Origin of the sequence: Spirillospora sp. NPDC047418, assembly GCF_040643275.1 — a bacterium.
Lineage (GTDB): Bacteria > Actinomycetota > Actinomycetes > Streptosporangiales > Streptosporangiaceae > Spirillospora.
The window spans coordinates 81,589-102,864 of sequence record NZ_JBEYTW010000009.1; the positions used below are offsets into that span (position 1 = coordinate 81,589).

Consider the following 21,276-nt stretch of genomic DNA (forward strand, 5'->3'; position numbering starts at 1 on the left):
GGATCTTGGCGTGACCAACCAGACCGCCGCCCCTCCCACGGGGGGAACCGAGGTCGCCGGGCGGGTCGCCGACGTCCTGCTGCTGTTCGCCGGCGGACCCGAATACCTCGGCGTCACCGCGATCAGCCGCGAGCTCGGCATCTCCAAGGCCGTCGTGTACCGCATCCTCCAGTCGCTCGTGTCCCGCGAGATGCTGGAGGCGGGCACGGCGGGCTACCGGCTCGGCCCCGCCGCCGTCGCGCTCGGGGTGAGCGCGCTGCGCCGCTTCAACGTCCGCAACGCCGCCGCGCCCGTGCTGCGGCGGCTGCGCGACGCGACCGGCGAGACGACCACGCTGTCCGGGCTGGTCGGGGACGAGCGTGTCTACCTCGACCAGTTCGAGAGCCCGCACGAGGTCAAGATGACGGTCGAGGTCGGGCGCCGGTTCCCGCTGCACGCGGGCTCCTCGGGACGGGTGATCCTCGCGTTCCTGCCCGAGGAGCGGCGCGGCCTCATCCTCGGCCGGCCGCTGGCGGCGATGACCCACCGGACCGTCACCGACGAGGCGCGGCTGCGGGCGCAGCTCGCCGAGACGGTCCGGGAGGGCGTCGCCGTCTCGCTCGGCGAGCGCCAGGCGGACGCGGGCTCGGTCGCCGCGCCGCTGTTCGGCCCGGACGGCGAGGTGCACGGCTCGATCAGCGTGTGCGGGCCCAGGCACCGCTTCACCCCCGACGCGATCGACCGCTACCGAACCCTCGCCGTCGAGGCCGCCGAAGAGATCACCCGCACCTGGACGACGCACCGCTAGACGGTGCGGTAGCGCGCGGCCGGGCGGCCCCCGCCGGCCAACTGCTGGACCGAACCGGAAGTCCTTGGCACGTTCGACATCACGTGACTCGAGCGAGCGTCTTCGGCGGCGCATGAGCAGTCACCGCACCCGGGATCCGATTTCGGGCTGGCCGCCGGATGGATTCCGGGGAGCCGGGACGGGGTGTTTTTGGATCTTTGTCGGCATGGCGCGGGAATCAGCAGCAAGATGGCGATCATGGGTAAGGGCAAGAGTTGGTGGCCCTGGCTGGTGGTCCTGGCGACGGTGGCCGCGATGCTGGTGGTGACCGGGCTGACGATCGCCCCGGTGTTCGACGAGGCGGACCCCGACAAGTGGGGGAAGGCGGCGGGCCACGCGCCGTTGGCCGGGTTCGTCCTCGCCGCCGCGGTGGCCCTGATCAGCACTGTGCGGTGGGGTTGGCAGCGCTCCCGCTGGGCCGGCGTCCCAGCCGTGCCCACCGAGGACACTCTGGTGCAGGCAAAGGCGGCGCTGGCCGAACTGGTTAAGCAGCAGTGGAAGGAGGAGGCACTGCTGCGCCTGCTCGATGACCCCGACCCGATCCCGGTGCGGTGGCGGACTCCGGAAGCGGCCGATCTGATGGACCATCCCGTCAACATCGATCCAGCCGGGGCCGCTGCGGGTGGGGCGGCGGGGTTGTGGTGGGTGGCATCCAGCGCCGACATCGGCGCGCTGGCGGAGAAGTTCCGCCGCACGCGCCGCCGCCGCCTGGTGATCCTGGGGGGTCCCGGCACCGGCAAGACCACTCTGGCGGTGCAACTGCTGCTGCACCTGCTGGCCACCGGAACCGACGGCGAACCGGTGCCGGTGCTGCTGCCGGTGGCCGGCTGGGACACCCGGCGCTATCCCCGCCTGCAGGAGTGGATCGCCGACCGGCTCACCGGCGACTATCCGGCGCTATGCGCACCGGAGTCGCGCGCCCAGGTGGTGCGGGCCCTGGCCGGGCGGGGGCACGTCCTCCCGGTCCTGGACGGGCTGGACGAGTTGCCCCCGGCCGCCCAGACCACAGTGATCACCGCGCTGAACCGGTCCCTGGGCGGGGACCAGCAGCTCATCCTGACCAGCCGCACCACCGATTTCGCCACCGCGACCACCATGGCCGGGGACGTGATCACCTCCGCTGCCGTACTGGAACCACGCCCGCTGACACCCGCCGCCGCCGCCGACTACCTCACCCGCTGCCTGCCGCCCTCCGCCGGACGGGACTGGCAGCAGACCCTGACCGCGCTACGCGCCACCCTCCCGGCCGACCAGATCCCCCCGGGCCGGGCGGTCCACCGGCCGGCGGGGGCGCTTGCCGACCTCACCGCCACCCCGCTGGGACTGTGGCTGGTCCGCACCGTCTGCGCCGCACCCGGCGACGACTTCGTCCCGCTGACCGATCCGGCCTGCTTCCCCACCCCCGCCGCGCTCCAGGCCCATCTGTTCGACCAGCTCATCCCCGCCGTGATCACCACCCGCCCGCCCAGTGACAACTCCGCTGACCCATTCCGCCCCCGCCGCAGCCACGACCCAGCCCAGGTCCGCCACTGGCTGGGGTACCTGGCCCGCCACCTCACCACCCAACCCGTCCCCGGCGGCCGGGGCACCCGCGACTTCGCCTGGTGGCGCCTGGCCTCCACCACCCGCACACTCACCCGTAGCACCCGGCTCGCACTCGCCCTCCTCACCGCCGTCGTCACCGGACTCGCGTCCGGTCTGGCGATCGGCCTCACGACTGAGGACGCCGGCGGGCTCATGTACACGCTCACGCTCATGCTCATGGCGGGGCTCACGACCGGGCTCATGGCCGGGTTGGCGGTCGGGCTCAGGGCACAGTCATGGGTGCGGGACTCACCCGGATATGCCGACCTGCACATCCGACGACGGTCCGGCGCCCTCGTCCGCAGCCTTGCGGCCAGGCTTCCGCTCGCGCTCGGGGTCGGTTTCGGCGCCGGTTTCGGCGCCGGTTTCGGGGCCGGAGCCGCGTCCCTGCTCATGGACGAGCGCACGACCCCGATCCTCCCGGACGAGCCCGAAATCAAACCCATCGTCTTTCTCCTCATGCTGCTCATGGTCGGGTCCTTGTTCGGGTTCATCGGCGGGCTCCTGTTCGGGCCCCCGCTCGCGCTTGCGCTGGGCGTCATGGCTTGGGCGGCCACACCGGCACAGCCCCACCACGCGACAACACCGATAAGTAACTGGCGCACCGATCGGAAACTGAACCTGCTCCGCTTCAGCAGCATCACCCTCGCGGTCGCGCTCACGTTCACGGCCGCGATCGAACTCGTGCTTCGGTCCGCGGACTGGTCCGTACCCGGGTTCGTGGACGGGCACGCCAGGCTCGCCGGGCTCGGGCTCGCACTCGGGTTCGCGTTCGGGCTCACCGGGCTTGCTTTCGGACAACACCGGGCCTGGTGGGCCTACCAGCTCACCACCTGGAAACTGGCACGGGCCGGTCACATGCCACGCCGACTGATGCCCTTCCTGGACGACTGCCACCGCCTCGGCCTGCTACGCGCGGTCGGCCCCATCTACCAGTTCCGCCACGCCGAACTCCACGACCACCTCGCCGCAGCCCACCCCTCCCTCTCACAACACCGGCAGGAGCCACCGCCCTCCACCTGAACGGCACCACCGACGCCGCCACCCTGCGAACCGTCAGCACGGCCGGCACCGCTGGCGGCCCTTCGCCCGAACGTGTGCGGAGGATGATGCGCGGCGGGCGTCCGCCGGTGCGGTCGAACCGGTCAAAGGCGCGATTCACCTTTGCGAGGCCGGAACGTCGGTGATCCTGCACGTCTCCGTCCCGGACGTGGACGCGCTGACCGACCGCGCCGTGTCCGCCGGAGCCGAGTTGCTCGCGGCTCCGGCGGACATGCCCTACGGCGCTCGCCAGTCCATGCTGTGCGACCCGTTCGGCCACGTATGGATCTTCCTGACGCCCATCGCCACCTGACTCGTTCTAGTCGGACGGCCAGGACGGGTCCCGGCCGATGAAGCCGAGCATCCTGGTCTGGACGTCCGCGCCGGCGGGCACCTCGACCCGGGGCCCGTACTGGCCGGACGACCGGAGGACCTCCTCCATCTGCTCCATCCCGGACAGGAGTTGAGCGCAGAAGTCGGAGTCGAGACGGTCGTCCTGGCCGGTGGCCCTGGCGAGGTCCCAGGTGTGCATGAACACGTCGGCCGTGTAGAACCGGTCGATCGCGGGCGCCAGCGGCAGCGTGCCGATGTGCGGGTTCGTGAGCTTGCGGTCTGCCGTTTCGGGATCGTCCAGCACCGCTTGGACGCCGTCGCAGTGAACCTGCCACGCCGCCACCGGGTCGTCGTCCACGGACGGCCCCCGGGGCAGGTCGACGCCGGCACCGGACGCCAGGAACGCCGGGAACCACTCGGTCAGGTGGCGCACGACGTCGCGGGCGGCCCAGCCGTCGACCGGGGACGCCGCGTCCCAGGACGCCGTACCGCGGACCCGGTCGGTGAACAGCCCGGCGACCTGCCGGTGCCGCTCGGCCGGGATTTCAGACAGCGCCATCGGCGAGCATCCTCTCCAGCTTGGCGTAACCCTCGTTGACCCCGGTCTCCATGCCGCTGCGCAGCCAGGCGTCGCGGTCTTCGAAGCTGTCGACGAGCGACTGAGCGCGCAGCCGCGTGCGGCCGTCGCCCAGGTCCTCGAACCACAGCGTCTCCAGCGCGACGCTGTCGGGGGCGCCTTCGTAGGTGAAGGTCTGCACGATCCGGTCCGGCCGCACCTCGTGGAAGCAGCCGTGGAACCGGTGCTCCGTGCCGCCGCTCACCGAGACGTACCGCCAGCTGCCGCCGGTGCGCGCGTCCCAGTGCTCGATCCGGGTGGTGATGGCGTCCGGGCCCACCCACTGGGCGAACAGCTCGGGGTCGGTGTGGGCGCGCAGCAGCTGCGCGGGCGTCGCCGCGAAGTCACGGGTCATCACGATGACCGGCACCTTCGGGTCGGCCTCGATGGCGGTCTCCTTGATCCTGTCCATGTTCGTCCTCCTCCATCTGCGCCAGGACGGCGTCGAGGCGGCGGTAGCGCTCCTCGGCGCGGCGCCGGTGGCGCTCGATCCAGGTGTCCATCAGGTCGAAGGCGCGGGCCTCCAGGTGCACCGGCCGGGGCTGCGGGCCCGGCGGGCGGCTGACGAGCCCGGCGTCCTCCAGTACTCGCAGGTGCTTGTAGACGGCCTGCAGCGTCATCCGGTACGGCTCGGCCAGCCGGCTCACGGTCGCGTCGCCCTCCGAGAGCCGGGCCACCATGTCGCGCCGGGTCGGGTCCGCGAGTGCGGCGAAGACCCGCGACAGGTCGTCCGTGGTCATTCCCCCTACTTTCAACTTCAAGGTTGAAAGAGAGCCTAGGCGCGTATCGCGCGCCCGTCAACCGCTGGGTTTAAAGCCCAGGTAGATATGATCTGTAGGCCGCCTCAGGGCAGGATCGCGTCGACGTAACCGCCGTCCACCCGCAGCGCCCCGCCCGTCGTGGCGGACGCGTGCTCGGAACTGAGGTAGACGACCATGTTCGCGATCTCCTCCGGCTCGATGAGCCGCTGGAGCAGGGAGTTGGGACGGTGCTCGGCCATGAAGCGGCGCTGCGCCTCGTCCCAGGGCAGTTCGTCGTCATCGATAAGTTGGGCCACCAGCTCCTCGACGCCGCCGGTGTGCGTGGGGCCCGCCATCACCGTGTTGACCGTGACGCCCGTCCCGGCGGCGGCCTTGGCGTAGCCCCGGGACACGCCGAGCAGCGCGGTCTTCGACACCCCGTAATGCACCATCTCCTCGGGGATCACCACGGCCGAGTCGCTGGCGATGAACTGCACCCGCCCCCAGCCCCGGTCGATCATGCCGGGCAGGTAGAACCGGGTGAGGCGCACCCCGGACAGGACGTTGACCTCGAAGTACCGCCGCCACTCGGCATCGTCGATCTCCAGGACCGGACGCGCCTCGAAGATGCCGAGGTTGTTGACCAGGATGTCGACGTCCGGCACCGCGGCCGCGAGCGCCTCCGCACCCTCCGGGGTGGCGACGTCAGCGGCGACGCCCTTGAGTGAGGCGTCCGGCAGCTCGTTCCGCAGCGCCTGCAATGCCTCCTCGACAGTGCTCGCCGAGCGGCCGTTGATCACTGTGGTGGCGCCGGACCGTGCCAGCCCTGCGGCGATGGCACGGCCGATGCCCTGGGTTGAGCCGCTCACGAAGGCGGTCCGTCCGCTCAGATCGATGCGCATGTGGCGGACGTTCCCACCTGCGCGATGATCAGCCGTGAGGGCTCCGAACACGCGCCGGGAAGTCGGCCCAGACGGTGGTGCGGGCGCCGTCGGCACGGTGCCCCCACCGCTCCGCGAGCGCGGCGACGATGTGCAGGCCGCGCCCGCTCTCGCCGTCCGCCGCGTCCCGCATGACCGGCCGCGCCCCGCCGGCCCCCTCGTCGACCAGCCCGGCGATGAAGGTCGTGAGCCCGAAGCCGTAGCCGGCGCCGTGCGGGGTCTGCGCGTACCGGGTGATGAGCGTGAGCAGGGAGGTACATGCCGATACCCTCATCCCGTTCTCGGTGCTGGGGTTCGTCGCCGGCAAGCTCACGCCGCGGCTCCGGACGCGGATCGCCGACCCCCTGCTCCTGGTCGGCAGCGCCGTCGTGGTCGGCGGCGGGTTCGCCCTGTTCGCGGCGGCCCGGTCGAACCTGGCCGAACTGTTCGTGGCGATGGGCGTGCTCGGCTTCGGCGTCGGCGGCTTCGCGGCCGCTATGCCCGGCGTCATCCTGGCCGTCACGCCCAAGAGCGAGACGTCGAGCGCCATGAGCTTCAACTACGTCGTCCGCAGCGTCGGGTACTCCCTGGGGAGCGCCATCGGCGGCCTGATCCTCGCCGCAGGCACCGGCCACCTCTTCCCCGACGACAGCGCCTACACCACCGCGGCGCTGATCGGCATCGGGGCCATGGCGATCACGACGCTGACAAGCCTCGCCCTCGCCCGCCGACACCCGTCCGAGACCAACCCGTAAGAGCGCGCGCGAATAGGTGGTGTGGCGAGCCTCTGCAGCAAGGCGGGCACCGGTCTGATGAACATGGAGTCGCGACACTCTGTGACCACTGGAGAGACTGTGCCCGTCCTGCTGCCATGGCCATCAGTCCGCCGCCTTGGGCCGCCAACCGGAGGCCCAATCATCGAGCGGGGCGAGAGATTCTCGAAGGGTCCTGCCCTGTTCAGTGAGCAGGTACCCCTCGCCGGCGTTCTCGACGAGGTCGGCCTGTCCAAGCTCGCGAAGCCTGTCTGCCAGGACGCTTGATGAGACGCCGCCGCATCGTTGCTGGAGCTGGCGGAAGGTCGGAGATGAGCCGTCCCGCAGCTCCCATAGGACCCGCAGCGCCCAGCGTCGACCCAAGAGGTCCAGGAGCGCCATGATCGGGCGCCCCGTGTGCGAGCCGCGGACCCGGCGGCCCGGGAGTGGCGTTGGTCGTGTCATCTGCTTCCCTTTCCAAAGCGTCAATGCTAGCGTCCCGCTATGCCTCTGAAATCGAAGCAGCCGCGCATCGAACCACTCTCGCCGCCCTATGGCGAGGAAGCCAGCGAGGCCCTTGAGCTCCTCGGGCATTCACCCATCCAGCTGTTCCGGGTGTGGGCCCGCCGGCCCGAGCTCGCCCGCTCCATCGCGGGCTGGGGAAGCTACTACTTCTCTCGGCGCTCCGCTCTCACTCTGCGCCAGCGCGAGCTGGTCATCGACCGGACCACCGCGCTGTGTGGCGCCGACTACGAGTGGGCCGTGCACGTCGCGTGCTTCGCCGAGAAGGCGGGACTCGACGCGGCGCAGCTCGCGTCCCTCGCGGATGGAAGGCCGACGGACGACTGCTGGCACACCACCGATCGTGCCGTGCTCGAAGCGGTCGACGAGCTCCATGCGACCTTTGACCTATCCGACGACACCTGGGCGAACCTGGTCGCTGTCGCCGATGAAGATGCCGCACTCGATCTGGTCTTGGTCTGCGGTTGGTACCACGCCATTTCGTTCGCCGTCAGGGTGCTCCGCCTGCCCCTTGAGCCCGGCACCGAGCCGATCTCCGCACACTGATCTAAGTCAGATGCACTCATCCCAACACTGGAGGTTCCATGCCCAAGGGCTACTGGGTCAGCGTCTACCGCACCATTTCCGACCCTGAGAAACTGGCTGCTTACAACAAGCTGGCCCGTCTGGCCGTCGAGCCCGCGGGCGGCCGGACCGTCGTCCTTGGCGGTCGGGTCGTGGCGTATGACGCCGGAATCGCCGAGCGCACCGTCCTGGTCGAGTTCGACAGCTTCGAGCAGGCCGTCGCGGCGCGCGAGAGTGCGGCCTACCAGGAGGCGCTGGTCGCCCTCGCCGACGCCGTCGAGCGCGACTTCCGCATCGTCGAAGGCACCGACTGACCGAGGTGGCCGCGCTCACGGCCCCTGCCTGCGTCCTCACGCGAGACTCGAAGGACCCGACAGGCCCGGCGCTGGGCTTCACATCGGGGGAGTGGAGCACGTTCCTGGACGAGGCCAAGCGCGGCGCGTTCGACCTGGCCTGACGCGGCGGACGGTCATTCTGCTGATGCGTCGCCCTCCGGGCGCGGGGGTGTCTGGGGCGCGCTGGTCGAGTTTCGCTGGAGTGGGGAACACACAGTCACAGACCTGCGCGTATAGCCGGCGGGCACGAGGATTACGGGGGACGCAAATGAAGGCGATCGTCGCGACTGACCAGGGCGCGGAAGCGGCCGGGATCGAGTTGGCGGAGCGGCCTGAGCCGACGCCGGCGATCAACGACGTCGTCGTTGACGTCCATGCGTCGGGCTTCGTCCCGGCGGAGTGGGAGTGGCCCTCGACGTGGGTCGACCGCTCCGGTCACGACCGAACCCCCGCGATCATCGGCCACGAGTTCGCCGGAGTGGTCACCTCCCTCGGCTACGGCACGACGGGATTCTCGCTGGGCCAGCGGGTGTTCGGGGTCACGGACTGGCACCGCGATGGAACCCTGGCCGAGTACGCGGCCGTGGAGGCGCGCAACCTCGCGCCGCTGCCCGGGGACGTCGACTTCACGGTGGGTGCGAGCCTGCCGATCTCCGGCCTGACCGCCTGGCAGGGCCTGTTCCAGCATGGTCGCCTCCGGGCGGGGCAGAGCGTCCTCGCACACGGCGCCGCCGGCGCGGTCGGGTCCATGGTGACGCAGCTCGCCCGGGAGTTCGGCGCGTACGTGATCGGTACCGGGCGGGCGGCGGACCGCCAGGCGGCGCTCGACTTCGGCGCGAACGAGTTCCTCGCCCTCGACGACGGGGACCTCGAAGACATCGGAGGGGTCGATCTGGTCTTCGATGTCATCGGTGGTGACGTCCAGAGGCGCTCGGCGGGCATCATCCGGCCCGGCGGGACGCTCGTGACGGTGGTCGGGCCTCCCGAGACCCGCCCTGTCGACGGCCTCGCGGTCGACTTCGTCGTCGAGTCCGTCCCGAGTCAGCTGGTGGAGATCGTCGACCGGCTGCGGGACGGGCGTCTTCGCACCCACATCGGAACCGTCGCGACCCTCGACGACGCCGTCCCCGTGCTCAACCCGACCCAGCGGCGCAAGGGCAAGACCGTCATTCGCGTGCGCCCCTGAGCCTCCTGGCTGCCGGCGCGCGGGTCCCACTAGAAGGGGCGGCGTTCCAGACCGTCTCGTCCCCGCCGCGTCCCGGTTTCCGGCGTCTTGGTCATAGTCGGCTTTGCCGGGCGGCATGGGCGGTGCGGCGCCGCCGCGCCCGCGATGGCGGCGAGCAGTCCCGTTCGGCGACGTTATTTGTTCAGGTGGAGGGGCAGTCCGCTTTCATGGCGGAGGGGGCGGGCCATGAGACGGGACGGCGCTCGGTCGTCGGCGGGACCGGCCGCCGGAGGCACGGGGCGCCGTTCGGTCCCCGCGGGCGGCGGCGAGCGGAGCCGCGGGTACGTCGGGGTCCCGCCGCTGCCGAGCCGGCCTGCGGTGAGCGCGCCGGATCCGGGCACGGGGGCGCCGGCCCCCGCACCCGGATGGGGGCAGCCCGCGATCGGTCTCGCGGGGCTGACCTTCCTGGTGCCGCTGTTCTTCGTGCTGGCGTTCGGGGTCGGCGGGCCGGTGGCGTCCCTCCAGGTGCTGGCCCCCCTCACCACCTTCGCCCTTCCGGTCGTCGCGACCATCGCCTTCTGGTGGGAGGACTGGCCGGGCAGCACGCTGCGGGCCGGCTGGTCGGGGCTGACGGACACGGTGATCGTCATGGCCGCGGCGGTGGGCTTCACCCTGCTCGGCCAGGCGGTCGTCGCCGGATTCGACCTGAGCACGCTGTTCGACCCGAGTCCGGGCGCCGGTCATGTGACGACCTTCCCGCACACCCTGAACGTGGGCGCCGGCGTGTTCACCGTCTTCCTCCAGCTGACGCTGGTGTGCGAGGGGTGGCCGTTCCGCCGGCTCGGCCGCTTCACCTCGGGCCTCGCGGCGCTCGCGGTGGCCTGGGCGGTCGGGGTGGGTGCCTACCTGCTCCTGGTGCACCTCGACACGGTTCCGCGGGACGGCCTCCGCGATCCCGGTGGGCCCGTCGAGTCGGCCGTGTACGGGGCGTGGTTCACCGCGCTGGGCGCCTGGCAGATGGTGTTCTTCGTGGTGCTGCGCGGCTGGCCGTTCACCGTCCTGCGGCGCCGGGCCGTCCGCCTTCCGGCCGCCAACCTGGTGGTGCTCGCCTGCGCCTCGGCGACCTACCTGCTCCTGCGCCACGCCCTGGGGCTGCCGGTCAGGCAGGTGACGGCGGCGTGCGGCTGCGGCATCGCGGCGATCCTGGTCGTGGCGATGCTCTTCGACCGCTGGCCGTGGATGCACGTGAGCGTGGTGCCCGGCCGTACCGGCGTGGTGGCCGTCTCGATCGCCGTCGCGGGGCTGATGTATTGGGCGCTGAGCTCCTACGCGTCCACGGTCGCCTGGGGGCGTTCCCACCCGGAGGACTGGGTCGCCCATTGCGCCCTGAACGCCGTCGCCATGGGCGTCATCCTGCACGTCGCCATCTGGAGGCGCTGGCCAGTGATCATCGACCTGCGCGGGACGCCCGCGCCCGGACAGTGAATGAGAGGAACGGCATCGTGGACGTGGACATCACGCTCCGGGTGGACGGTGTGGAGCACCGGCTCACGGTGGACACCCGCACCACCCTGCTGGACGCCCTGCGCGAGCGGCTGCGCAACACCAGCCCGAAGAAGGGCTGCGACCACGGGCAGTGCGGCTCCTGCACGGTCCTGCTCGACGGCGAGCGGGCGCTGAGCTGCCTCGCGCTGGCGGTCGCCCACCAGGGCGCGGACGTCGTGACGGCGGCCGGGCTGGCCGACGGGGACGGGCCGCACCCGCTGCAGAGCGCGTTCGTCGAGCACGACGCGTTCCAGTGCGGCTACTGCACCCCGGGGCAGATCGTGTCCGCGGTGGGCATGCTCGCCGAAGTGGACGCCGGGTGGCCGAGCGCCGTGACCGGGGACGTCGCAGGCGGCACGGTGACCCTCGACGACGAGGAGATCGCCGAGCGGATGAGCGGCAACCTGTGCCGCTGCGCCGCCTACGCCAACATCCGGCCCGCGATCAAGCAGGTGGCGCGGTGATCCCGTTCCGCTACGAGCGGCCGGACGACGCGGCCGCGGCCGTCGACCTGCTGTCCCGGGAACCGGGCGGCGCCTACCTGGGCGGCGGCACCAACCTGGTCGATCTGATGAAGCTCGAAGTGGCGCGCCACGACGTCCTGGTCGACGTGCGGCGGCTCACGTCCGGCACGATCGACGAATTGCCCGGCGGGGGCCTGCGGATCGGCGCGGCCGTGTCCAACAGCCATCTCGCCGCCGACCCCCGCGTCCGCCGCCGCTACCCCCTGCTGGCGCAGGCCGTGCTCGCGGGCGCGTCCGGGCAGCTCCGCAACATGGCGACATGCGGCGGCAACCTCCTGCAGCGCACCCGCTGCCCGTACTTCCAGGACGTGACGACGCCCTGCAACAAGCGCGAGCCCGGGTCCGGCTGCTCGGCGATCGGGGGCCACAACCGGGACCACGCCGTCCTCGGCGCGTCGGCGGAGTGTGTCGCGACGCACCCCTCGGACATGGGGACGGCGCTCACCGCGCTGGACGCCGTCGTGCGCGTCCAGGGGCCGGACGGTGCGCGGACCGTCCCGTTCGGCGAGTTCCACCGCCTGCCCGGGGACGAACCGGAGCGCGACACCGTGCTCGGGCACGGCGAGCTGATCACTGCGATCGACGTCCCGCCCCTGCCGGGCGGGGCCCGGTCCCGGTACCGCAAGATCCGCGACCGCGCCTCCTACGCCTTCGCGCTCGTGTCCGCCGCCGTCGCCCTGGAGGTGGCGGGCGGCACGGTGCGCGAGGTGCGCATCGGCCTCGGCGGCGTCGCGCACAAGCCGTGGCGGGCGCGGACGGCCGAGGAGGCGCTGCGCGGGTCGCCCGCCACCGCGGCGTCCTTCCGGGCGGCGGCCGAGGCCGAACTCGCCGCCGCCAGGCCCCTGCCGGGCAACGGCTTCAAGGTGCCGCTGGCCCGCAACGTCGTCGCCGGCATGCTGACCGACCTGGCCGAGGAGCAGCGATGACCGCCATGCGAACCACCACGACGCGAACCGCCGCGGTCGGGACTCCCATGGACCGCCTGGACGGCCCGCTCAAGGTCCGGGGCGAGGCCGGGTACGCGTTCGAGCAGGAGGTGGACGACCCGGCCTACCTGGCCCTCGTGACGTCCTCGGTCGCGCGGGGGCGCGTCACCGCGGTGGACGGCGCCGCGGCGCTGGCCGAGCCGGGCGTCCTCGCGGTGCTCACCCACGCGAACGCGCCGCGGCTCTCCGGCGACGACCCGGAACTCGTGGTCCTGCAGTCCGCCGAGGTGCGGTGGCGCAACCAGGTCGTCGCGGCCGTCGTCGCGGAGACCATCGAGATCGCCCGGCATGCCGCGGGTCTCGTCCGCGTCGACTACGAGCGGCTCCCGCACGACACCGCGATGCGCGACGACGCGGACGCGCTGGAGCGGCCGGGCTCCCACGTGGGGATCTTCGGCACCACCGAGGGCGAGCTGAACAACGGCATGCCGCACGCCGACACGGCGGTGGGCGACGTCGAGACCGCGCTGGCCGAGGCACCGGTCACCGTCGACGCGACCTACACGATGCCGCACGAGTTCCAGTGCGCGATGGAACCGCACGCCGCGATCGCCCTATGGACGGGCGAGGACGCCGTCACGATCCACTGCTCCTCGCAGGGCGTGACCGACGCGCGCGGTCTGATCGCCGCGACGCTCGGGCTGCCGCCCGGGCACGTCCGGCTCATCTCCCCGCACGTCGGCGGCGCTTTCGGTTCGAAGACGTTCGCGCAGTGGTACGCCGTCCTGGCCGCGATGGCGGCGAAGGTCGTGGACCGTCCGGTGAAGCTCGCGCTGACCCGGCAGCAGATGTTCTTCATGACCGGCTACCGGGCCCCGTGCATCCACCGCCTGCGCCTGGGGGCCGACCGGGACGGACGCCTCACCGCGATCGCCCACGACTCGGTGCAGCAGACGGCCCGCGCCAAGAAGTACGCGGAGCAGATCGCCGTCTCCTCGCGCACGATGTGGGCCGCGCCGCACCGGCGCACCACGCACCGGCTGCTGCCGCTCGACGTGTCCGTGCCGACCATCATGCGCGGCCCCGGCGAGACCCAGGGCATGTTCGCCCTGGAGTCGGCGATGGACGAGATGGCGATCGCGCTCGGCATGGACCCGGTCGAGTTCCGGATCCGCAACGAGCCGGACGTCCACCCCGAGTCGGGCCTGCCGTTCTCCAGCAGGCACGTCGTGGAGTGCCTGCGCGAGGGCGCCCGGATCATGGACTGGGACCGCCGCGACCCGGTGCCGCGCTCCCGCCGCGAGGACGGCTGGCTCGTCGGGACGGGGGTGGCCGCAGGGGTGCACGCGGCGCCGCGGCTGCCGGGCAACGCCACCCGGATCGAGGCCGCTCCCGGCGGCCGCTACACCGTGTCGATCGCGGCCGCCGACCTCGGCACCGGCACCTGGACGGCCCTCACCCAGATCGCCGCCGACGCGCTCGGCGCCGGCGTCGACGCGGTGACGCTGCGGATTGGCGACACCGACCTCCCGCCGGCGTCGGCCGCCGGCTTCTCCTCGGGGATCAGCAGGTGGGGCGCGTCCGTCGTCGCGGCGGCACGAGAGCTGCAACGCCTCGTCCGCGACGAACACGGCGAGACGATCCCGGCCGACGGCCTCGACATCACGGTCCAGGCGCCCGCCGACCCGTACGCGTCACGGTACGAGATGTACTCGTTCGCGGCCCACTACGCGGAGGTGCGGGTCCACGAGGAGACCGGGACCGTGCGCGTCCCGCGCCTGGTCGGCGTGTTCGACGCGGGCCACATCGTGAACCCCAAGACGGCCAGGTCACAGCTCATCGGCGGCATGACCCAGGGCATCTCGATGACCCTGCACGAGGCCGGCGTGGTCGACGACCGCATCGGCCAGGTCGTCAACCACGACCTGGCCGGCTACCACGTCGCCGCGAACGCCGACGTCGGCTCCATCGAGGCCCACTGGATCGACGCGGTCGACCCGTACACCAACCCGCTGGGCACGAAGGGGCTCGGCGAGGTCTGCGTCGTCGGCGTGGCCGCCGCCATCGCCAACGCGGTCCACCACGCCACGGGCGTCCGCATCCGCGACCTGCCCATCACCCTGGACAAGCTCCTGCCCTGGGACGCGTGACCGCATCGCGTCCCGATGCCGGCGTTCAGCGGCCGGCGACCTGAGAGAGGTGGCCGAACGGTCAGGAATCGAGAAGCGGTGGTCGGCGGGGCGCGCCTAGGGTCGTCGGCATGAACGCCACGTGATCTCGCGGGCGTCCCGGTTCGCGTCAACGAGGCCCGCTGAGGGCAACGGGAAGGTCGGGAGGTAGTTCGATGGCAGAGAGCAAGCAGGCGGGCGGGCGCAGGCCCGGGACGCCGGGGGCGTTCTCGCGGTGGATGCAGCACCGGATGAACGCCCGCATGAACCGCAAGGTCCGCAAGGGGCGCGGCACGTTCATGGGCATGGACGTGCTGATCCTCAACACGGTGGGCAGCCGGAGCGGGCAGGCGCGCGAGACGCCCGTGGCGTGGTTCCCCGACGAGGGCGGCTCGCGGCTGATCGTCGCGTCGGGCGGCGGCACCCGCAACCCGGACTGGTTCGACAACCTGGTGGCCCACCCCGACCGGGCGACGATCGAGCTGCCCGGCGAGGAGGCCGTGCCGGTGACGCCGCACCGGCTGGACGGCGCCGACCGCGAGCAGGCGTGGCAGCGCATCGCCGAAGCGCAGCCCCGCATCGCCAAGTACCAGAGCAAGTCCGAGCGGCAGTACCCGGTGGTTCGGCTGACCCGCCGGTGACCGCCGGACGTCAGGGGAGGAGCGCGAGCTTGCCCACGGTGGCCCGTGCCTCCAGTTCCGCGAGCACCTCCGGGCCCCCGGCCAGCCCATAGCGCGTGGGCCGGCCGGGGCCGAGCACTCCGGCCGCCAGGAGCCCGGACATCTCGCCCATGACCTCGCCGAACGCCGCGATCGAGGCTCTCCATCCAAGCCCGCGACGGTGCGACCCGGCCGCGGCGCTCGCGACGCTGGAGCGGAACCTGGGGCGGGACGTGCGGGCGGTGACCGTCACAGGCGGGATTCGACCTTCGCCAGGATGGCGAGGATCGCCGTCCGCGCGTCCTCGGCGACGTCGTCCAGGGCGGCCCGTGCACGGTCGAGGTGCTCGCGGGCCAGCTCCATCGCCTGGTCCAGGCCGCCGGACGACTGGACGAGCGCGCGCACGTCCGGCAGGTCGCCGGCGGTGAAATCCGGCGACAGCAGGAGCGCGGCCAGCGCGCCGGACTCGTCGGCGGCGAGCGCGGCCAGCGTGGGCGCGCCGAAGAGGCCCAGCATGTGGTCGGTGCCGACGGACTTGTCGACCGCACCCGGGGCGAGGTCGAGGCAGTCGTCCAGCACCTGGAAGGCGATCCCGAACTCGCGGCCGAACAGCGTCAGCGCCGCGACCTCCGGTTCGGGGCGGGCGGCCTCCGCGGCGCCCAGCAGGCAGGTCATCTGGAACAGGACGCCGGTCTTGCGCTCGGTCAGCTCCAGGTAGTCCTGGAGCGCGTAGTTGGTGTCGAAGGTCCGCTCGATGTCCAGCAGCTGGCCGTGGGCGAGCTCGCTCAGCGTGCGGCTGACCAGCATGTCGACTCCGGCGCCGAGCTCGGCCGACTCGGTTCCGGCCAGGGCGAAGGCGGCCAGTCCCGCGAGGGACGCCCGCTCGGGGCCGACGAGGGTGTGCGCGGTCGGCTGCCCGCGCCGCAGCGCCGCCCGGTCGACCACGTCGTCGTGGATCAGCGACGCCAGATGGACGAGCTCCACCAGCGCGCCCAGCCTGACCAGCCGGGACGGGTCCACCGGCGCGTCGCCGACGCAGGCCGCGAGCAGTCCTGAGCGCAGGCTCTTGCCGGGGTTGGCCGCCAGCGCCGCCACCGGGCCCTGCAGGGACGGGCCGAGGCCCGCGGCCAGCGCGTCGACGTGCGCCAGGACCCGGGAGGGGTAGTCCGTCTCCGCACCGGGGGCCGGGCCCTGGACGGCGGTCACGAGGTCGGCTCCGGCGGCATCTGCTTGAAGGGCGCGCTCAACTCGATGCCGGCGGTCCCTTCGACGGCCTCGTAGACCTGGCTGTAGACGGCGGGATTGCGCATGTACGCCAGCGCCTCCCGCCTGTTCATCCCGAGCGTGGGCACGAGCGACTCCTGGTACAGCGTGAAGGCGAGCTGCGTCTCGGGCCCCGTCAGGACGCCGCTCTGCGCGAGGCCGCTGATGACGAACTGGGCATCGTCGAGGTTCTCCTGGGTGACGACCTCCGTGGAATCGGGATTGTTGAGCACGCCCTCCATGAAGTCGTGATATTTGTTATAATACTGTTTCGCGTACGTCACTTCGGACGATTGCGGCTGCCGATCCTTGAGCCGGTTGATGAGCGTCTCGGAGTTCACATAGGTGAGTTCGACCAGCAGCCTTCCGACCATGCTCTGCATGAAGAAGTCATCGCGCACTTTGTCGGCGATCGGATTGTCCTCGACCAGCGGCAGCCGGTAGTAGTCGCTCAGCACCGGCAGCATCACGCATTCCTGCTGGCCCTCCGGGATCACCTGGGTGTCGCCGTCGCCGCCCGCGAAGACGACCGACCCGGAGTCGCCGGCCGCGATGAGGAACTCGGTGTAGATCATGTCGTTGTAGGGGATGTCCCCGATCGGCGTCGTGACGACCGCCCGCACGCCGATCGCGACGATCTCGCTGGAGCTGTAGCCGGTCGTCCGCCCCACCTTCTCGATCTTCATCCCCGGCTGGGGGTCGGCGAGCCCCAGCACCGGGCCCGCGCAGGGCAGGCCGGACTCCGACACCGCCGCCCGCTGGCCGAGCGGGAGGCGCACGTTGAGGGCCTCCAGCGTCGCGTCCATCCGGGTCAGCAGGTTGCCGCCGAAGGAGTCGCCGGCCGCGGCCATGCCGACCACCGGATGGGTCGCCGAGATGGGCGCCATGAGCTCCTTGGCGACGTCCAGGGTGTAGGCGCTCTGGTCGGTCAGCTGCGCGATCGCGCCGTCGACCCGCGTGCCCGACGGGCTGATCGGCGCCCAGCGCTTCAGCTTGGCGATCGCGTCCGCCGACGTGCCGCCGTCGTAGGTGCCGGGCTGGACGATCGGCTCGCCGACCTTGCCGCGCCCCATGCGCGCGATCACGTGGTTGCAGGTCAGCAGGCAGACGGTGTCGTCGGTGTTGTCGATCACGAAGAGGCCGAGCGTGCCGGCCGTCGTGCCGTCGACGGGGTTGGAGATGCTGGCGCCCTGCCGCGGCGGGCGCATCCGGCCCGTGATCGGATCCGACACCCCGGCCGGCGCGAGGGGCGCCCGCGCCGGCGCGAGGGCCGTCCGCGCCCCGGACGAGAACGGCCCGGCCTGCTCCACGTCGACCTCGTAGGTCGTGCCGTCGACCTCGACGGTGCGCGGCAGCAGGCGGCGGCGCGACACCAGGGCCTCGCGGCGCTTCTTGGCGACCAGCACGACGACCGCCGGCCGGCCGGTCCACGCGCCGGCGCTGCGGCGGAAGCCGATGCCGACCCCGGTGACGTTCGGGTCGGCGCCGTAATCGTCGTAGATCTGCTGCTTGGCCCGTTCCAGTCTGCCGTGGTCGTCCGCGCAGAGTTCCATGGTCCTCCGTCGTCGGTTCCGGGTCGCGCCGGTCAGTTCCGGGGCGGTAGGGGCTGCGGCTGCCGGCCGAGCCGGTGCTCCAGGCCGAGCCCCCCGAGCCAGATCTCCGCCATGGCGTCGTCGGCCGGGTCGAAGTGGGGCGACAGTGTCGCCACGCCGAGCGCCACGAACGCCCGCAGGTCCCGCCGGGCCGCCTCGCCGGCCTGCGCCGCGTGCCGTCCGATGCCGGCCAGCAGCCGGCCCTGCGGCACGCCGAACAGGCCCTGGGCGATCAGCGCGTCGGCGCCCGCCCGCGCCCGGCCGAGGCGCTCGGGGGCGAGCCGCCGCTCGGCCGCCAGGAGGCGGGCCGCGCTGACGCGGGCCCTCCCGCGGGCGGACTCGCCGAAACCGCGGAACTCGATCGGGTAGACCGCCCCGGCCCGCGCGGCCTGCAGCAGCATCTCGCGCCGCCGGTCGAGCGGGGCCGCGGGCGGCGCGGGCGCGGCGGCGGCGTCCGGCGTGCTCGCGGCGGCCACCGACCCGGACGGGACGGAGTCGGACCCGGCCAGCGTCGACCCGGCGGCGACCGCCACCGTGCCGGCGATCGCCGTCCGGCCGAGGAAGCGGCGGCGGGTCACCGGGGTGGACGGGGCGTCGCGATCAGGCGGTTCGGTGTGCGCAGCGGAGTCCATCTGACCACCGTTTCGTAACCGGGCGGGAGACCGAGTCGATCATCAGGCGCACGCTAACCCGGAGATCGCTAAACGGGGGAATGTTGGCCGAATTCGGCCGCGAGCGCCGCGAACAGGGGTCCACTTGGCGACATTCGCCAAGGGAATTCCGCGGCGATGGCAGTAAATGTCAAGCGCGCCGCCGGCCGTTGACAGCAAGATCGTCAAATGTTCCGATCATGGCAATTGCGTCCGGGGCGTCCGCACACACCTGATGCGGGCGCTCTGCTCCTGGCTGGGGGATGTGCATGCGGCAGCGCGGCCTTTTCATCGCGGGAACCTGCGTCGCCGCCTTCGCGGCATCGTCGGCGGTGGCGCCGGCGGCGCCCGCCGCGGCGCCCGCCCGCTGGGTGGCGATGGGCGACTCCTACCAGGCCGGGGTCGGCGCCGGCGACTACCTCTCCGCCAGCGGCGACTGCAGCCGGTCGCCGTGGGCGTACGCGCCGCTGCTCGCGAAGGACGGCGTGCTCGGCGGCAACCTCTCCTTCGTCGCGTGCAGCGGCGCCACCATCGCGGACGTCCGCGACGGCAAGTCGGGTGAGGCGTCCCAGCTCGCCACCCTCGGCGACGACGTCTCGCACGTGACCCTCGGGGTCTCCGGCAACGACATGGGGTTCGCCGACACCGTCCAGGCGTGCATCAAGCTCTCGGCGCTCAAGACCTGCGAAGCCTCCCAGGACCCCGGGCTCCAGGAGGCCTTCGCCAGGCTCGACGAGGGCACCGCGCAGAACGCCAACCTGCTGCAGGCGGTCTTCGCGCAGATCCGCGAGCGCGCCCCCCAGGCGAAGATCTTCGTGCCGACCTATCCGAAGTTCTTCCCCGACGAGGGCGGGTCCGACGGCACCTCGAGCGTGCCGTTCCCGGTGAAGCGCTGCCAGATGATCCGGGTCACCGACCAGCTGTGGATGAACCAGTGGGTGCAGCGCCTCGACAACTACCTCGTCACCTCGGCCACCGTCGCCGGGGCGGTCCCGGTCGACCTCTACCACTCCAGCGACGACCACGAGATCTGCCCGCCCAAGGGCCAGGAGCGGTTCCTCAACGGGATCGTGCCCAGGCACAAGAACGATTCGTTCCATCCGACCAGGGCCGGCTACGCCAACACCGCCTGCATCATCAAGGAGGCGTTCCTGCGGCCGGCCGCCGCGCCGCGGGTGGCGGGCGATGCCGGCGTGACCCGGCAGGCGGCTGACGTCACCGTCCAGCCGGGGCAGAAGGTCCAGGTGCCGGTCACGCTGCGGGGCGGCGGGCTCGGCGCCGGGTTCGGCGTGACCTGGGCGGAGGGGGACGTCACGGTGCGGGTGCTGGCGCCGGACGGCGCGCAGGCGCCCCGCGCCCGGCACCGCCGCAACAGCACCAGGCGGGCGGTCTACGACAGCGTGTACGTGCCCGGCGCGGCGGCGGGCGGCTGGAAGGTGGAGCTGACCGGCGGTGACCGCCCGGTGAAGGTCCGCGTCACCACGACCGAACTCGCGCGGCCCGAGAGCCCGCCGGTCGCGAAGGTGACCATGAAGCGGACCGGCCCCGGCACGGTCGTCCTGGACGCGTCCGGCTCGACCGGCTCGGGCGGCGGCGAGGTGAAGCGCTACCTGTGGGAGTTCGCCGACGGGACGCTCGCCACGGGCGCGAAGGTCACCCACACCTACACCGAGCCGGGCACCTACGTCGCCAGCCTCGCGGTCACCGGCGACGACGGCCAGCTGGGGTTCGACGCGGCCGCGCCCGTCACGGTCGGCGAATGACCCCAAGGCGCGGATCCCGGGCGTGGACGTGCGGGTGAGGACGTGCGGGTGAGGACGTGCGGGTGAGGACGGCGATGCTGACGGTGCCCGCCTGCGTGCTGGTGGCCGTCGCGGGGCTGCTGGTGCTCAAGGGCGCGTACGACTGGGCCGGCCAGCCAGCCCGCGTCGCGTCGCGGCCGCTCCAGCACGACCGGGTGGTCGTCTACCTGGCCGCCGCCGGGGCGGCCGCCGGCGCGCTGCTGTTCGCCCTCGCCGGGGAGCGAGGCCCCGCCCTCGCCGTGCTGGTCACCGCACTCGTCCCCGCGCTGCTGATCGCGCCGGGCGTCGCCCGGGACACCGCGGCCTTCCTGCCGTGCCTGATCACGGTGCCGGTGGCCGCGGCGATGGCGCTGCGCACCGTCCTGGTGCCGAGGACACCGGTCACGCTCCTCGCGGTCCTGGTGTTCGCCGTGGTCCTCGTGGCCGGGAGCATCCTGCTGGCCGCCGTGTCGGACGCCGTGCCCTTCATGAGCTCGTTCAGCGAGGAGGAGGCACACCGGCAGGCGTCCGCGCGCCTGGTGGCGGGCTTGGCGGGCGCGGCTCTGGCCGCGGCGCCGGTGCTGCTGCTCATCACCGGCCACAAGGTGGGCGCCGCGCTCACCGCGCCGTTCGTGCTGGCGGCGCTCGTCACCGTCGTCGACACGCAGACCCTCGCGCCCTGGCTGCTGTACGCCGTCGCCGGGCCGCCGGCCCTGGGCGCGTCGCTCTACGTCCTGTTCACCGACCGATGACGGTCGCCGACACACTGG

At 72.4% G+C, this 21,276-nt stretch carries 24 protein-coding genes and 1 pseudogene; 15 read left to right on the plus strand and 10 right to left on the minus strand.

The window, feature by feature from the left end; translation table 11 throughout:
- Nucleotides 1-10 precede the first annotated feature (10 nt).
- The 3 genes and pseudogenes from ABZ806_RS07960 to ABZ806_RS07970 all read left to right on the plus strand — a co-directional run.
- Entirely contained in the window at nt 11-787 is a 777-nt protein-coding gene (locus tag ABZ806_RS07960; RefSeq protein WP_500216102.1) for an IclR family transcriptional regulator, read from the plus strand.
- Between the two features lie 237 nt (nt 788-1,024).
- Nucleotides 1,025-3,433 (plus strand): NACHT domain-containing protein, encoded by a 2,409-nt coding sequence (locus ABZ806_RS07965; protein ID WP_500216103.1) that lies wholly within the window; start codon nt 1,025-1,027, stop codon nt 3,431-3,433.
- 25 nt (nt 3,434-3,458) lie between these two features.
- Nucleotides 3,459-3,764 (plus strand): annotated as a pseudogene (locus ABZ806_RS07970) (VOC family protein); the annotation flags it as partial.
- A gap of 6 nt (nt 3,765-3,770) precedes the next feature.
- On the opposite strand, the gene ABZ806_RS07975 reads toward ABZ806_RS07970, so the two are convergent.
- The 5 genes from ABZ806_RS07975 to ABZ806_RS07995 form a co-directional block, all read right to left on the minus strand.
- Nucleotides 3,771-4,343: a TIGR03086 family metal-binding protein gene (locus tag ABZ806_RS07975; RefSeq protein WP_500216104.1), complete on the minus strand. Its 573-nt coding sequence runs from the start codon at nt 4,341-4,343 to the stop codon at nt 3,771-3,773.
- Nucleotides 4,330-4,812 (minus strand): SRPBCC family protein, encoded by a 483-nt coding sequence (locus ABZ806_RS07980; protein ID WP_500216105.1) that lies wholly within the window; start codon nt 4,810-4,812, stop codon nt 4,330-4,332. Before ABZ806_RS07980 ends, ABZ806_RS07975 begins: the two co-directional genes overlap by 14 nt.
- A complete protein-coding gene (locus ABZ806_RS07985) occupies nt 4,745-5,140 on the minus strand; it encodes an ArsR/SmtB family transcription factor (protein WP_500216106.1) in 396 nt (131 codons plus the stop codon). Before ABZ806_RS07985 ends, ABZ806_RS07980 begins: the two co-directional genes overlap by 68 nt.
- Before the next feature lie 104 nt (nt 5,141-5,244).
- Nucleotides 5,245-6,042 (minus strand): SDR family NAD(P)-dependent oxidoreductase, encoded by a 798-nt coding sequence (locus tag ABZ806_RS07990; protein ID WP_500216107.1) that lies wholly within the window; start codon nt 6,040-6,042, stop codon nt 5,245-5,247.
- Between the two features lie 28 nt (nt 6,043-6,070).
- Nucleotides 6,071-6,355, minus strand: a complete 285-nt coding sequence (locus ABZ806_RS07995) for an ATP-binding protein (protein ID WP_500216108.1) — start codon at nt 6,353-6,355, stop codon at nt 6,071-6,073.
- Nucleotides 6,356-6,365: 10 nt separating this feature from the next.
- Between ABZ806_RS07995 and ABZ806_RS08000 the strand changes: the two genes are divergently transcribed.
- Nucleotides 6,366-6,815 (plus strand): MFS transporter, encoded by a 450-nt coding sequence (locus ABZ806_RS08000; RefSeq protein WP_500216109.1) that lies wholly within the window; start codon nt 6,366-6,368, stop codon nt 6,813-6,815.
- 123 nt (nt 6,816-6,938) lie between these two features.
- Here the strand turns inward: ABZ806_RS08000 and ABZ806_RS08005 are convergent, their stop codons facing one another.
- On the minus strand, nt 6,939-7,406 hold the full coding sequence (locus tag ABZ806_RS08005) for a winged helix-turn-helix transcriptional regulator (RefSeq protein ID WP_500216110.1): 468 nt from the start codon (nt 7,404-7,406) through the stop codon (nt 6,939-6,941).
- On the opposite strand from ABZ806_RS08005, the gene ABZ806_RS08010 reads away from it, so the two are divergent.
- From ABZ806_RS08010 to ABZ806_RS08050, 9 genes are all read left to right on the plus strand, one after another.
- Nucleotides 7,317-7,880: a carboxymuconolactone decarboxylase family protein gene (locus tag ABZ806_RS08010; RefSeq protein WP_163058747.1), complete on the plus strand. Its 564-nt coding sequence runs from the start codon at nt 7,317-7,319 to the stop codon at nt 7,878-7,880. The genes ABZ806_RS08005 and ABZ806_RS08010 overlap by 90 nt on opposite strands.
- 38 nt (nt 7,881-7,918) lie before the next feature.
- Nucleotides 7,919-8,212, plus strand: coding sequence for a DUF1330 domain-containing protein (locus ABZ806_RS08015; RefSeq protein ID WP_500216111.1), 294 nt, complete (start codon nt 7,919-7,921; stop codon nt 8,210-8,212).
- Between the two features lie 5 nt (nt 8,213-8,217).
- On the plus strand, nt 8,218-8,355 hold the full coding sequence (locus ABZ806_RS08020) for a DUF397 domain-containing protein (protein ID WP_500216112.1): 138 nt from the start codon (nt 8,218-8,220) through the stop codon (nt 8,353-8,355).
- 146 nt (nt 8,356-8,501) lie between these two features.
- Nucleotides 8,502-9,419 (plus strand): NADP-dependent oxidoreductase, encoded by a 918-nt coding sequence (locus tag ABZ806_RS08025; protein ID WP_500216113.1) that lies wholly within the window; start codon nt 8,502-8,504, stop codon nt 9,417-9,419.
- 357 nt (nt 9,420-9,776) lie between these two features.
- Nucleotides 9,777-10,883, plus strand: a complete 1,107-nt coding sequence (locus ABZ806_RS08030; RefSeq protein ID WP_500216114.1) for a hypothetical protein — start codon at nt 9,777-9,779, stop codon at nt 10,881-10,883.
- A gap of 17 nt (nt 10,884-10,900) precedes the next feature.
- The gene (locus tag ABZ806_RS08035; protein WP_500216115.1) at nt 10,901-11,407 is read left to right on the plus strand and encodes a (2Fe-2S)-binding protein; all 507 of its coding nucleotides are present in this window, start codon (nt 10,901-10,903) and stop codon (nt 11,405-11,407) included.
- Nucleotides 11,404-12,393, plus strand: a complete 990-nt coding sequence (locus tag ABZ806_RS08040; RefSeq protein ID WP_500216116.1) for an FAD binding domain-containing protein — start codon at nt 11,404-11,406, stop codon at nt 12,391-12,393. The genes ABZ806_RS08035 and ABZ806_RS08040 overlap by 4 nt, the downstream gene beginning before the upstream one ends.
- Nucleotides 12,390-14,543, plus strand: a complete 2,154-nt coding sequence (locus ABZ806_RS08045; protein ID WP_500216117.1) for a xanthine dehydrogenase family protein molybdopterin-binding subunit — start codon at nt 12,390-12,392, stop codon at nt 14,541-14,543. Before ABZ806_RS08040 ends, ABZ806_RS08045 begins: the two co-directional genes overlap by 4 nt.
- 194 nt (nt 14,544-14,737) lie before the next feature.
- Nucleotides 14,738-15,202 (plus strand): nitroreductase family deazaflavin-dependent oxidoreductase, encoded by a 465-nt coding sequence (locus ABZ806_RS08050; protein ID WP_500216118.1) that lies wholly within the window; start codon nt 14,738-14,740, stop codon nt 15,200-15,202.
- A gap of 10 nt (nt 15,203-15,212) precedes the next feature.
- Here the strand turns inward: ABZ806_RS08050 and ABZ806_RS08055 are convergent, their stop codons facing one another.
- From ABZ806_RS08055 to ABZ806_RS08070, 4 genes are read right to left on the minus strand one after another with little or no spacing between them, the layout of a single operon-like run.
- Nucleotides 15,213-15,473, minus strand: a complete 261-nt coding sequence (locus ABZ806_RS08055; protein ID WP_500216119.1) for a hypothetical protein — start codon at nt 15,471-15,473, stop codon at nt 15,213-15,215.
- Nucleotides 15,470-16,426: a polyprenyl synthetase family protein gene (locus tag ABZ806_RS08060; RefSeq protein WP_500216120.1), complete on the minus strand. Its 957-nt coding sequence runs from the start codon at nt 16,424-16,426 to the stop codon at nt 15,470-15,472. The genes ABZ806_RS08055 and ABZ806_RS08060 overlap by 4 nt, the downstream gene beginning before the upstream one ends.
- Nucleotides 16,423-18,036 carry a hypothetical protein gene (locus ABZ806_RS08065; protein WP_500216121.1) on the minus strand — a complete coding sequence of 538 codons (1,614 nt, stop codon included), beginning with the start codon at nt 18,034-18,036 and terminating at the stop codon, nt 16,423-16,425. The genes ABZ806_RS08060 and ABZ806_RS08065 overlap by 4 nt, the downstream gene beginning before the upstream one ends.
- Nucleotides 18,037-18,068: 32 nt before the next feature.
- Nucleotides 18,069-18,707 carry a hypothetical protein gene (locus ABZ806_RS08070; RefSeq protein WP_500216122.1) on the minus strand — a complete coding sequence of 213 codons (639 nt, stop codon included), beginning with the start codon at nt 18,705-18,707 and terminating at the stop codon, nt 18,069-18,071.
- Between the two features lie 287 nt (nt 18,708-18,994).
- On the opposite strand from ABZ806_RS08070, the gene ABZ806_RS08075 reads away from it, so the two are divergent.
- Together ABZ806_RS08075 and ABZ806_RS08080 are read left to right on the plus strand one after the other, a co-directional pair.
- Complete coding sequence (locus ABZ806_RS08075; protein ID WP_500216123.1) at nt 18,995-20,488, plus strand: PKD domain-containing protein; 1,494 nt, start codon at nt 18,995-18,997, stop codon at nt 20,486-20,488.
- A gap of 62 nt (nt 20,489-20,550) precedes the next feature.
- On the plus strand, nt 20,551-21,258 hold the full coding sequence (locus ABZ806_RS08080) for a hypothetical protein (RefSeq protein WP_500216124.1): 708 nt from the start codon (nt 20,551-20,553) through the stop codon (nt 21,256-21,258).
- Nucleotides 21,259-21,276: the final 18 nt, after the last annotated feature.